Origin of the sequence: Stieleria bergensis (assembly GCA_007745635.1) — a bacterium.
GTDB classification, from domain to species: Bacteria; Planctomycetota; Planctomycetia; order Pirellulales; family Pirellulaceae; genus Stieleria; species Stieleria bergensis.
The window spans coordinates 6,033,280-6,045,102 of record CP036272.1; the positions used below are offsets into that span (position 1 = coordinate 6,033,280).

The following is an 11,823-nucleotide window of genomic DNA, read 5'->3' on the forward strand; positions in this document are numbered from 1 at the left end:
GCGCCAGGCGATTTTAACTGTTGTCAAAGATCACATTGGTCCCGATCAAACGGAGCTCTTCAGTTCGGTGGCCAAGGATTTTGGGATGAGCAATAGCAAGCCGTTCCAAGCGGTGATCCGTCAGCTGATTGAACAGTTGACCGCAGAAAACAAGATCCAAGATCGCTCCGGCAAGCTGTTTGTCGGCTGAAGGGTTGGCGCTGATGGTCACCGGCAACTTCAGGCGCGTGGATGAAACTGGTTGTGGACCTTCTTTAAACGCGAGTGCTCCACGTGAGTATAGATCTGGGTCGTCTGAATGTTCGCGTGCCCCAGCATCTCTTGCACTTGTCGCAGGTCAGCACCGCCGGCCAGCAAATGCGTGGCAAAACTGTGACGCAGTGAGTGAGGGCTGACATTCCGGGTGATGCCAACGCGTCGCGTGTAGCGTTTGACCAGTCGCCACAACTGAATGCGATCAAGTGGTTTGCCGGTCCGTGAGAGAAACACGTGACTGGGGCTAGGTGTGGTTCGCCCGGCCAACGTGCCTCGAAGCTGATCGATGTATTGCTGCACGGCACTGATCGCTGGCATTCCTAGCGGCACCATGCGTTGCTTGCCACCTTTACCGGTGCATTTCAAGTGGCGTTGGTCGAAGTGCAGGTTCCGCATCTGCAGGCCACAGACTTCGCTCGCTCGGCAACCGGTCGCATACAGCACTTCCAACAGAGCGCGATCGCGTTGCCAGAAGCGATCAGTCTTCCGAGGGGCATGCAGCAATGTCTCGACCTGAGCGGCTGAGAGCACGCCGGGGATTCGTTCCCAAAGTTTCTGTGCCGCCAGCAGCTCGGCCGGGTTCTGCTGAACACGGCCTTCCAGTTGCAAGTACTTGAAGAACATTCGTGTCGTCACCACGCAGCGAGACACGGAGGTTGGAGCCAGTCCCTCTTGATGCAAGACGCCCATGAAGTGTGTCAAGTCATCCACGGTGATCTGTTCGAAGCGGCGTTGGCCAAGCCATTGCACAAACCGCGTCATGTCGCGTCCGTAGGCAGCGATGGTGTTCTCTGCCAAGTGACATTCACCGCGCAAATAGTCCAAAAACTCCAATCGCACCGACTCTGCGGTTTGCGCCGCTTGTGCAGACGGTGGGGCGGTCTGCAGCATTTGCAGCTTCGTTCGGCGTTTCGCCACGTCGTGCCTTTCCTTTGCCGGGAATCATGGTCTATGTTCAAACAATCTTCTTTTCATTGTCGGCTTTTCTCTCGCTTACCTTGCTCTCTGAACCATCCCAGATGAATGTTTTGATCGTTGGTGGTGCCGGTTACATCGGTTCCCATGCAGTGCGTTGTCTGATTGATGCAGGTCATCACGTCACGGTCTTTGACAACCTCTCTTATGGGCACCGTGAAAGCGTCCCTGAACAGTCCTTAATCGTTGGCGACCTGGCGGACCGCAAGCACTTGGTCCAGGTGATGAAGGAACACAAGATCGAAGCGGTCATGCACTTTGCCGCGTTTGCCTTGGTCGGCGAATCGGTGGAGAACCCGGCGATCTACTATCGCAACAATGTGATCGCGGCGGTCGAACTTTTGGATGCCATGCGTGAAGCAGGCGTCAACAAGATTGTCTTCAGCAGCACGACGGCCACCTATGGTGAACCGGACTTGATTCCGATTGCAGAAACCACCAGACAAGATCCGATCAATCCCTACGGGTTCACCAAGCTGGTCTTTGAGCGAGCCCTGGCCGACTATAGCGCTGCCTATGGGCTGGGTTATGCCGCCCTGCGTTACTTCAACGCGGCCGGTGCGCACCCGTCTGGCGAGATCGGTGAAGACCACACACCGGAGTCGCATTTGATTCCGATTGTGTTGCAAGTCGCCCTTGGACAGCGCGAACACATCACGATCTTCGGCGACGACTACCCGACTCCAGACGGGACCTGCATTCGCGACTACATCCACGTTCAAGACTTGGCCACGGCCCACTTGTCAGCGTTACAGCGACTGAAACCAGGGTCAGGCATTCGCGTGAACCTGGGCACCGGCCAAGGCACCAGCGTGCGGCAAATCATTCAGGCCGCGCGAGATGTCACCGGTCACGCGATCCCGGAAATCATGGGACAGCGACGTGCCGGCGACCCGCCAGAATTGGTGGCCGACGCCACGTTGGCTCGGCAGGTCCTGGACTGGACCCCGCAATACACGGACTTGCACGAAACCATCGAAACCGCTTGGCGCTGGCACCAAAGCCACCCCACCGGCTATTCCAGTCGTTAGCGGCCTATCGGCTCCGATATCTGGGGCAAAAAACGACATTTTTGGGCTCACCCAGCCCATGTACAATGTTCCAATAAAGAGCTCCGGTGCATTCTGAGGCCCCCAGAGTGGCCGAGAGGTTACCGAATCACTACCCATTGCCATCGCTTCCTTTCATCCCTAGTTGAACCATGCTGTCATCTCGTCGCTTCGCTGGCCTTTCGCTGGCACTGATGTCATTGGCTCTTAGCACCGTCATGTTTACCAGCAGCGCGTTCTCGCTGGAACTGAGCCGCCGCGAGCGAAGCATCATCGCCGCGGTCATCAAAACCCTGGAACGGGCCAGCGAGCTGCAGTTCACCGGCAACACCAAAGAAGCCACCGAGTTGTGGATCAAGGCTGCCGGGCAAATGCAAAAGGTCATCGACCAAGGCAACCCGGATGTCTACGAAGAGCTCAGCAAGGGCTTTGGCCTGTTTGGTCGACTGCATGCCAGACTTGAACTGGACGGTGCTTCGATGCCTCCGTATCACGAGCCCGGTCTTTCCAGCGATGCCATGGTGAAGCAGGATGAGGACAAGCCGATGGAGCCGACCAATCCCGGCGAGCCCAACAGCATTTTCTCGCTGGTCAGTTTCACCAAAGAAGTCGGCCCCATCTTGCTGAACCGCTGTGGCCGCTGCCATGTCAATCGTTCCAGTGGTGGCTTTAGCGCCGCGAGTTACGCCTCGCTTATGAAAGGTCCACCTGCTGGCGTGGTGGTCTTCGCTCGTGATGTCGCTAGCAGCGTTTTGATTGAAACCATCGAATCGCGTGAGATGCCGCCCAACGGGAATGGCATTCCGGCAGAAGATTTAAAGAAACTCAAAGACTGGATCGCTCAAGGCGCCAACTTCGACGGCGAAGACCCCAATCAACGAATCACAGCGGGTGAACAGGCCGCTGCCCCGATGCCAGAGACGGAGCTAATGGTGGTAAAAGCCACGGGCCGTGAATCCGTCAGCTTCTCTCGTGACATCGCACCACTGCTGGTTGAAAACTGCAATGGCTGTCACATCAACGCCATGCAAACCCGCGGTGGATTGAACATGGACACCTTTGCACAATTGCTTCGCGGTGGCGATAGCGGTGCCATCATCACACCAGGCAAAGGCGAAGAAAGCCTGCTGGTCAAGAAGCTTCGTGGCACTGCCGCCGAGGGAGTTCAGATGCCCGCCGGTGGCCGCCCAGCACTGTCCGATGACTCCATCGCTTTGATTTCCAAATGGATTGATGAAGGAGCCACCATCGATGCCGATGAGCGTGCACCGCTAGAACGGATCAGTCGTCTCGCTTGGGCGGCCGCTGCAAGTGCTGAAGAACTTACCGCGCGTCGTCGTGAGATTGCGGACAAAAACATTCGCTTGGCCAACGCAACCGCAGCACCCGAAGAAGTCATCACTGATCACTTCCGAATCGTAGGCACGGCATCGCAAGCGACTTTAGAGATCATTGGCCGCGAAAGCGAAAAGCACCTCGCTGCAGCACAAAAGCTAGCCAAGCCATCCGGCGAGCGAAAAGGCGAGAACTTCTTCCGTGGCCGCGCGACAATCTTTGTTCTGCCGCGCCGTTATGACTACAGCGAATTCAGCAAGATGGTTGAGTCGCGCGCGATCCCAGGCAACTGGTCGGCACACTGGCGATACGACGGCATTGACGCCTACATCGCCATGGTTGCCAACGACAGTGCCGAGCCAGATGAGATCAGCTCCACCCTCGTTGCCCCCGTGACCAGCTTGGCCATTGCCACTCGAAACCCCGGCGTGCCACGTTGGTTTGCCTGGGGACTTGGAAATGCACAAGCGATGAACATGAACGCGGCGGACAGCGATGACAAGGAACGCTTGCAACTGCTGGCCTCACAGGCTGCCGCCGAAGCCAACAACGCCAAGGTCTTCCTGGGCAATCGCCTGACGCCAGAGCAAACCGATTCACTGTCAACGGCGATCGGCATGGCAATGCTTGATCGCAGCAAACGCCGTGGACTCGAAGCCGCGCTCCGTCAGCTAACCGATGGACTGAGCTTCGAGCAATCGTTTCAAGTCGGTTTCAAGCAAACCCCCGAGCAGTTCGTCGACGCGTTTCTAAAATACGTGCGACGGTAATTCACACGGCAACCCAAACATGGCCTGCCTTGCCGGGTTGCGAATCACTGATTCGCAGACGCGTTTGGCAGCCTAGCGTGGCCTAGCGTGAAGCCAACGAATGACCTGCTGAGCGACATTCCGCCAGCTGCTGTGCCTTGGGATTGACCGCCAGGCAGTTGCCGCGTCGATCATTCACGGCCGCGTCGACGAGTTCTGACCAAGCGGCGGGACACCGTTTCTTCTTGCGCGAGGTTTCTCCGGCTTGCCCGCTTGGAAAGCCGGTCAGAAGCTGCCACACTTCTGAAACCGCCGCGAACATTCTCTGACATGCAACTGTCCATGCTTTAGCGTTGCGGCGAGGCTGAGGCATTCTCCCCCTTTACGCGTACATTCTTAGACTAGGCAAGTAGCATGATTGTGGTGATGGAACAGAACGCAACAGAAGATCAAATCCAAGCGGTTGCGGCGAAGGTTGAGTCCTTTGGGCTGAAGTCAACCATCATCAATGGCACCGAGCGAACCGTGATCGCGGCCATCGGAGAAAAACGCGGCAGCTTCAAAGAATCCATCGAGAGCTTCCCCGGCGTGTCCGCACTGACACCGATCTCGGCACCCTACAAAATGGCCAGTCGGGAAGTACGAACGGAACCAAGCACGATTCAGGTTGGCAGTTTCACCGCGGGCGGGGGCCATGTGGGCTACGTTGGCGGACCCTGCAGCGTGGAAAGCGAAGAACAGCTCATCTCGTCAGCCAGAGCGGTCAAAGCAGCTGGCGGAACCGGCCTCCGTGGCGGTGCTTTCAAACCTCGCACCAGCCCCTACAGCTTCCAAGGCATGAAAGAGGAAGGACTGAAACTGCTAGCCCAAGCCCGCGAAGAAACCGGCCTGGCGGTCTTCACCGAAGTCATGGCAACCGAAGATGTTGACCTCGTCTGTCGCTACGCCGACGTGCTGCAGGTGGGAGCTCGCAACATGCAGAACTACCGGCTGTTAGAAGCGGTTGGAAAAAGCGGCAAGCCCGTGCTGCTAAAACGTGGTGCCTCGGCCACCATGGATGAGTTCTTGCTGGCGGCCGAATACATCCTGAACGAAGGCAATGACCAAGTCATGCTTTGCGAACGGGGGATCCGCACCTTTGAATCACACACTCGATTCACACTGCCCTTGGCCAGCATTCCTTATCTGCATCGCCGCACGCACTTGCCAGTGATCATTGATCCATCGCACGGCACCGGACACACCTACATGGTTCATGACCTGGCCGTGGCTGCGGTTGCCGCTGGAGCCGATGGGCTGATCATCGAGATGCACCCCGATCCGCCCAACGCCCAGAGCGACGGCTACCAGTCACAGACGTTTGAGCAGTTTGCTGAAACCATGACCCGCTGCCAAAAGGTCCAGCGAGCCTTGGCTGAATAAGCCGACAAGCCCTGCAGTTGCGTGCTTGCACGCATGACGAAACACAGACCCCTTCCGGGTTCATCGCCAGCAGTGCTTTCAATGACGCTTGACGCGCGATGAACACATCACCCATGCAACGCGACAGTCATGAGCACAGAACCTCCCGCCGGTGACGCCGGCATGGAAACGCCCGATGCGGAAACCACCAAGGCCTCAGTCCGCGCCTCTGGCGACCGCACGATCCAGCAATACCAAAACTGGATGCAGATCAACGCCGCCTCACACCTACTGCGTGCGGCCAGACAATGCGGCTTGATCGAATTACTGCAGCAAGGCCAACAGACCCTCGAACAGGTCTGTGATCGGCTCTCGCTGGATCCTGAATCTGCCGAGCCGTACTTGGCCTGCCTGACCTCGATTGGGATCGTTGAGCAATACGGCGAAGATTACGCACTTGCACGCGCTGGCCATCTGCTGTGCCAGTACGACCAAGATCTTGGCGACGCTCGCTGGGAGAACTTGGGCGAAAAGATGCAGCCGCGCCAGCCCGAACCTGATCCGGGAAAACTGGCACAGTATCGCAGCCGCCTGGCAGCCACCCAGTGGATCCACACCAGCGCCGCTCTGCAGGCCGCTGAAATTCTGGACGTCGCCAATCCCAAGCATGCCGAATGGCGCCTGTTGGACTTGGGCTGCGGAGCAGGGGTCTGGAGCTGTGCGATTGCCCACCAAGTTCCCGGATCCACCGTGCTGGCGGTCGATCAGGCTGAACTGCTTCAATCGGCACAGGAAACCGCCAACTCGATCGAACTCGGCGAGCGGTACGAAACGCTGGCTGAGAATCCGATCACGGCGGAACTTCCCGGCGACGCATTTGACTTGGCCGTGCTCCCACAATTGGTCTCCTGCCTGGATGACCAGACCGCCGCCGGGTTGCTGAAATCCGTCTTCGCCGCCTTGAAAGCGGGCGGCCGCGTAGCGATTCCAGATCTGTACGTCGGGCCAGCCAAAGCGGGACTCAAAGAATCCCTGGGAAGGCTAGAAGTCAGCGTTTGCACCCCACATGGCAAAGTGCGCGACTTGCGAGACTGCGACAAACTGCTGAGAGACGCCGGTTTTACGGGAATTCAGTTCAGCTACTTGGTCGCCAGCGAACAAGGCCTGGGGATGCTGGTGGCGGAAAAGTGACCCCGATCCCGCAGATAGACACCAGCTTCCGGGATTGTTGACCGCTGAAGCCAATATTTTCGGTAACGAGGATTGACGAACTAGGACTTTGGTTCCTAGGATGCTGGGCCAAGTTTGACCTTCAGCGAACACTTTTACCCCCCTGCAGCGATGGCTGTCCCAAAAAGAAAACACAGTAACAGTCGTACCGGTAATCGGCGCAGCCACGACCGCGTCAAGAAAGCCCAGATCGCCTACTGCCCACAGTGCAGTCAGGCAGTGCCTACGCACACGATCTGCCCCAAATGCGGGCACTACATGGGCCGCACCTTGGTCGAGCCAACCGAAGAGTAGTCCCCGTTCAGCGGCGGACTTCCAGGATTCCCAAGGCTCGGTCTCAGCGCCAATCTGCCACTGCAATGCAGTCGGTAGCCCGAACTGCTAAGCACTTGCACAAGAATCCGTTGCGCCACGCAACTGGCGCTCTGGGCAAGCTCGGGATTGGCGGCCTGCAGCGGTGCGGAAGCGAATTGCATAACAGCTGACGGACCTGCTGAGATCAGTTGCGGGCCTTCGCCGGCTTTCTTCCTCGATGCAAGTTCTGCCGGGCGAGACGAAGCCTTGTTGCCCAACGCGAATCACGCCGATTTCAGCGTGCTATCTCGGACAGTCTGCCACTGAACGAAAAGCGGGACAGAACTCCGCCGTTCACCCTGCATTCTCTCGGCTGGAAATTAACCGCAAACAGTCTCCCTGTTTGCCTTCGATTGCTTTCAATTGGACTGGTTGACCGAACAAGCATGAGTCAACCTTTGGCCGATGATTGGCCTCCCAGCGATTGAGTGCTTGCAAAGCACCGTTCTCTCTCTCGGTAAATTATGGACGTCTCCACAGCAGCGATTCTGTTCCCCGGTCAAGGGGCTCAAGACATTGGCATGGGACAATGGCTTTGCGAATCATCCCCCATTGCCAACGAACTGTTCCAACAGGCCAACGAGATTCTTGGTTACGACCTGCAAGCCCTTTGCAAAGACGGACCCAAAGAACGCCTTGATGCGACGGAATTTAGCCAACCCGCATTGTTCACCGTCGGCATGGCGGCAGCAAAGGTTCTGCAAGATCAACAGCCAGAACGTCTAGCAAACATCAAAGCGACGGCTGGATTAAGCCTGGGTGAATACACCGCCGTTTGCTTTGCCGGCGGCCTGGAGTTTGCCGACGCTCTGCGATTGGTCCAGCGTCGAGGACAAGCCATGCAAGCGGCTGCCGACGCAGTGGAAAGCGGCATGGCCAGCGTGATTGGCATGAAACTGGACGACCTGCAAGCGGTTTGCGACCAGGTCAAAGAGGGCGATGTCCTGCGGCCCGCTAACCTGCTGTGCCCAGGCAACATCGCTGTGTCCGGACATCAAACCGCCTTGGCACGACTGGAACCTGCCGTCCTGGAAGCCGGCGCGATGAAATTCATTCCACTGACGGTTGCTGGGGCTTTCCACACCAGTTTGATGGAACCCGCCGTGGCTGCGTTGAGCGAAGCTTTGGCCGAGATGCCAATTCAGGACACGCAAATTCCCGTTTACAGCAACGTGGACGCCGCACCACACCAATCAGCCGACGAAATTCGGTCCTTGCTCAGCCGCCAAGTCACTCAACCGGTCTTGTGGGAAGCATCCATTCGCAAGATGATCGACGACGGAATCGAAGGCTTTTTGGAAGCGGGGACTGGTCGAATACTGCGTGGAACCTTAAAACGCATCCAGCGAAAACTCCCCACCGATGGCTTTGGCGACGAAGCGTCCTGAATTTCCTCGGATTCCTTCCCAGCGCCCGAGAACGAATCCGCTGAAATCAATCCGACAGCACAGCACACTGAAAACTAGGAACTGAAATGGGACTACAAGTAGATTTAAACGGCCAGGTCGCCATCGTCACCGGCGCTTCACAGGGCTTGGGCAAGGCTGTCGCGGTGGCCCTAGCGTCCAACGGAGCCACCGTTGCATGCTTGGCCAGAAATGCCGAGAAATTGGCCGCCACCGTCAGCGAGATCGAAGCTGCTGGCGGGAAAGGCATTGCGGTTCCCTGCGATGTGACCGACCGCCAGGCGCTTGACGGAGCGATCAAGCAAGTCGCCGCCGACCAAGGCCGACTGGATATCCTGGTCAACAATGCCGGGATCACCCGTGACAAACTGGCTCGCGGGATGAGCGACGAGGACTGGGACGCTGTTTTAGCGACCAACCTGACCAGCAGCTTCGTCGCTTGCCGGGCAGCCGCCGGAATCATGCGAAAGAAAAAATCGGGCCGAATCATCAACATGGCCAGCATTTCGGGGATCATTGGCAACCCCGGCCAAGCAAACTACTCCGCCAGCAAGGCGGGTATGATGGGCATGACTCGCACAATGAGCAAAGAATTGGTCAGTCGCGGGATTACCGTCAATGCGGTCGCCCCCGGCTTTATTGCTAGTGAAATGACCGAGGCAATCCCCGTAGCGATTCGTGACGAAGTCGTCAAAGCGATTCCTGCCAAGCGAATGGGCGACCCCGCCGACGTCGCAGCAGCGGTTTTATTCCTGGCTTCGGCCGATGCGGGATACATTTCGGGTCAAACCATCGTCGTTGACGGCGGAATGACAGGCTAAGCGTTTTGGCGTGGGATATTGACGCCTTTTGCTTGTTTCACCTATCTTTTCACCAAATCAACAAAGAGTCTCAAGGCTCTAATGCCGGATGTCGCGTTTCCCCTGCCCTCTGTGGGGTGTTTCGTGAAGACAAACCTATACCCCTATTACATTCAAAGATTGGAGAATGCGTATGGCCAGCGTCGAAGAGCGCGTGATCGAGATCGTTGCCGAACAACTAGGTCACGATAAAGACAAAATCACCCGCGAGACGAACTTCGTCAATGACCTGGGTGCCGACTCGTTGGACACCGTGGAATTGGTGATGGAACTTGAAGAAGAGTTCAATATCAGCATTCCCGATGAAGCCGCTGAGAAAATTCAAAAGGTCGGTGAAGCCATCGACTTCATTGAAAGCGCCAAAGGCGACGAATAACACCTCGCATCCGTGTCGTGACGCGGATGCGTTGTGAAGTCTGACGAGAATGCATTGTTTGCGATCGAAGCTGCTCAAACTTGTTTGAGCCAAGATGGCAAACGGCATTCTTCTGCAACTCATTAGCCCCTGGTCTTCACAGACCTCGGGGTTCCATTGCCGCCACTGAAACGTCGTGACTTGAATCTGATTCAACGATCGACGTGACATCAGGCGGCATTTTTTTCATCTGATATTTTTATCGACCCAGGAATACCTCCTGTCGTTTTGCAGCGCGTTCCTAATACTCTGTACTCCGCAACTGGTTCGTAACTTAAGACAAGGCAACCAAGATGTCACAAGGTTCAGCCGATTCATCATCCAACGCTTCTGTTTTCAAAGGCGATCGCCGTATCGTGATCACCGGTATCGGCGTTGTTACTCCCCTGGGCTGTGAAATCGAACAGTTCTGGTCTGCACTCACTGCTGGCGAAAGCGGTATCGCCCCGATCACCTGCATTGACACCACACAGTACAAAATTAACTTTGGCGGCCAGATCCACGAGTTCAGCTTGGAAGGGATCTGTGATCCCAAAGAAGCCAGGCGACTGGACCGTTTCACACAGTTAGCTGTGCATGCTGCCGAGCAAGCCGTCAAAGACTGCGGCATCGATTTCGATCAAACCGATCGCTCACGCTGCGGTGTCATCTTAGGCAGCGGCATTGGTGGTCTACTGGAGATCGAAGCACAGATCGAAAAGATGCTGACCAAAGGTCCATCTCGCGTCAGCCCCTTTACGATTCCCAAAATGATGGTCAACGCTGCCGGCGGCAACATTGCCATCACCCATGGCTTACGTGGCCCAAACTTTGCCGTCGCCACCGCTTGCGCCAGTGCAACCAACGCCATGGGCGACGCACTCCGCAGCATTCGCCAAAACGAAACCGACTTTGTCATCACCGGTGGCAGTGAAGCAGCCATGACCCGCATGGGCTTTGCTGCATTCCAAAACATGAAAGCGCTGTCGGCTCGCGTCGATGCACCTACCGAGGCCAGTCGCCCCTTCGACACCGAACGCGATGGCTTCGTCCTATCCGAAGGCTCCGGCGTTTTGGTCTTTGAAGAACTGCAGCACGCCTTGAATCGCGGCGCAAAGATCTATGGCGAAGTGATTGGCTATGGCACGACCTGCGATGCAGGACACATCACGGCACCAGATCCAGAAGGTACCGGCGCCGCAGCAGCCATGCAAGCGGCCTTGGATGATGCCGGCGTCTCTCCCGATCAAGTCGATTACATCAACGCTCACGGCACCAGCACACCACTGGGTGACAAAGCTGAAACCAATGCCATCAAGCGTGTTTTTGGTGACGCAGCTTACAAAACCAGTGTCAGCAGCACCAAGAGCAGCCTTGGGCACTCGCTGGGTGCCAGCGGTGGGATCGAAGCTGCGATCCTGTGCAAGACGATCGAAACCGAAACCATTGCTCCAACGATCAACTTGACCAACCCTGACCCCGATTGCGACTTGGACTACACGCCGAATCAGGCGGCGTCGAAAGCTGTCAAAGTCGCCATGAGCAACAGCTTTGGATTCGGCGGTCACAACGCCTGTATCGTGATCGAAAAGTACGAAGGCTAAAACAGCTTCGACAATCCTGCGATCGTTGCGCACGGAATCGCAACGCCGCGCAGCCACAACGTGGCGGCGGGAATTTCGGGGAGATGATCGCTGTCGCCCCCGCAACGCGAAGTCGGGGACCCCGCGAAGCCAGGGACCCCGCGAAACGCGAGCAGGCAGTAAAACCCCATCCGCTGTCACTGTTTCTGGTGAGTGCCGTCAGCGGCAAGAT

Annotated in this window: 10 protein-coding genes; 9 read left to right on the forward strand and 1 reads right to left on the reverse strand. The window is 56.9% G+C overall.

Features of this window, described 5'->3' with window-relative positions; all coding sequences use genetic code 11:
* Positions 1 to 219 precede the first annotated feature (219 nt).
* On the reverse strand, positions 220 to 1,173 hold the full coding sequence (xerD, locus tag SV7mr_RS21145) for a site-specific tyrosine recombinase XerD (RefSeq protein WP_145276436.1): 954 nt from the start codon (positions 1,171 to 1,173) through the stop codon (positions 220 to 222).
* Between the two features lie 101 nt (positions 1,174 to 1,274).
* On the opposite strand from xerD, the gene galE reads away from it, so the two are divergent.
* The 9 genes from galE to fabF all read left to right on the forward strand — a co-directional run bounded on the left by galE (position 1,275) and on the right by fabF (position 11,612).
* On the forward strand, positions 1,275 to 2,261 hold the full coding sequence (galE, locus tag SV7mr_RS21150) for a UDP-glucose 4-epimerase GalE (RefSeq protein WP_145276438.1): 987 nt from the start codon (positions 1,275 to 1,277) through the stop codon (positions 2,259 to 2,261).
* Between the two features lie 170 nt (positions 2,262 to 2,431).
* A complete protein-coding gene (locus SV7mr_RS21155; protein WP_145276441.1) occupies positions 2,432 to 4,384 on the forward strand; it encodes a c-type cytochrome domain-containing protein in 1,953 nt (650 codons plus the stop codon).
* A gap of 405 nt (positions 4,385 to 4,789) precedes the next feature.
* Positions 4,790 to 5,785 carry a 3-deoxy-7-phosphoheptulonate synthase gene (gene aroF, locus SV7mr_RS21160; protein ID WP_473163657.1) on the forward strand — a complete coding sequence of 332 codons (996 nt, stop codon included), beginning with the start codon at positions 4,790 to 4,792 and terminating at the stop codon, positions 5,783 to 5,785.
* A 129-nt stretch (positions 5,786 to 5,914) separates the two neighbouring features.
* Positions 5,915 to 6,955: a methyltransferase gene (locus SV7mr_RS21165; protein WP_145276446.1), complete on the forward strand. Its 1,041-nt coding sequence runs from the start codon at positions 5,915 to 5,917 to the stop codon at positions 6,953 to 6,955.
* Positions 6,956 to 7,105: 150 nt separating this feature from the next.
* On the forward strand, positions 7,106 to 7,288 hold the full coding sequence (gene rpmF, locus SV7mr_RS21170) for a 50S ribosomal protein L32 (RefSeq protein WP_145276450.1): 183 nt from the start codon (positions 7,106 to 7,108) through the stop codon (positions 7,286 to 7,288).
* 524 nt (positions 7,289 to 7,812) lie between these two features.
* Complete coding sequence (gene fabD, locus SV7mr_RS21175) at positions 7,813 to 8,736, forward strand: ACP S-malonyltransferase (protein ID WP_145276452.1); 924 nt, start codon at positions 7,813 to 7,815, stop codon at positions 8,734 to 8,736.
* A gap of 86 nt (positions 8,737 to 8,822) precedes the next feature.
* A complete protein-coding gene (fabG, locus tag SV7mr_RS21180; RefSeq protein ID WP_145276455.1) occupies positions 8,823 to 9,575 on the forward strand; it encodes a 3-oxoacyl-[acyl-carrier-protein] reductase in 753 nt (250 codons plus the stop codon).
* A 172-nt stretch (positions 9,576 to 9,747) separates the two neighbouring features.
* Positions 9,748 to 9,990, forward strand: a complete 243-nt coding sequence (acpP, locus tag SV7mr_RS21185) for an acyl carrier protein (protein ID WP_145278820.1) — start codon at positions 9,748 to 9,750, stop codon at positions 9,988 to 9,990.
* Positions 9,991 to 10,322: 332 nt separating this feature from the next.
* Positions 10,323 to 11,612 carry a beta-ketoacyl-ACP synthase II gene (gene fabF, locus SV7mr_RS21190; protein ID WP_145276458.1) on the forward strand — a complete coding sequence of 430 codons (1,290 nt, stop codon included), beginning with the start codon at positions 10,323 to 10,325 and terminating at the stop codon, positions 11,610 to 11,612.
* The last annotated feature ends 211 nt before the right edge of the window (positions 11,613 to 11,823 follow it).

What these genes read in the sequence shown, in the direction of transcription:
- acpP (WP_145278820.1), top strand. Translation starts at nt 9,748, where the DNA reads ATGGCCAGCGTCGAAGAGCGCGTGATCGAGATCGTTGCCGAACAACTA.
- fabG (WP_145276455.1), top strand. Translation starts at nt 8,823, where the DNA reads ATGGGACTACAAGTAGATTTAAACGGCCAGGTCGCCATCGTCACCGGC.
- rpmF (WP_145276450.1), top strand. Translation starts at nt 7,106, where the DNA reads ATGGCTGTCCCAAAAAGAAAACACAGTAACAGTCGTACCGGTAATCGG.
- galE (WP_145276438.1), top strand. Translation starts at nt 1,275, where the DNA reads ATGAATGTTTTGATCGTTGGTGGTGCCGGTTACATCGGTTCCCATGCA.
- aroF (WP_473163657.1), top strand. Translation starts at nt 4,790, where the DNA reads ATGGAACAGAACGCAACAGAAGATCAAATCCAAGCGGTTGCGGCGAAG.
- SV7mr_RS21165 (WP_145276446.1), top strand. Translation starts at nt 5,915, where the DNA reads ATGAGCACAGAACCTCCCGCCGGTGACGCCGGCATGGAAACGCCCGAT.
- fabD (WP_145276452.1), top strand. Translation starts at nt 7,813, where the DNA reads ATGGACGTCTCCACAGCAGCGATTCTGTTCCCCGGTCAAGGGGCTCAA.
- fabF (WP_145276458.1), top strand. Translation starts at nt 10,323, where the DNA reads ATGTCACAAGGTTCAGCCGATTCATCATCCAACGCTTCTGTTTTCAAA.
- SV7mr_RS21155 (WP_145276441.1), top strand. Translation starts at nt 2,432, where the DNA reads ATGCTGTCATCTCGTCGCTTCGCTGGCCTTTCGCTGGCACTGATGTCA.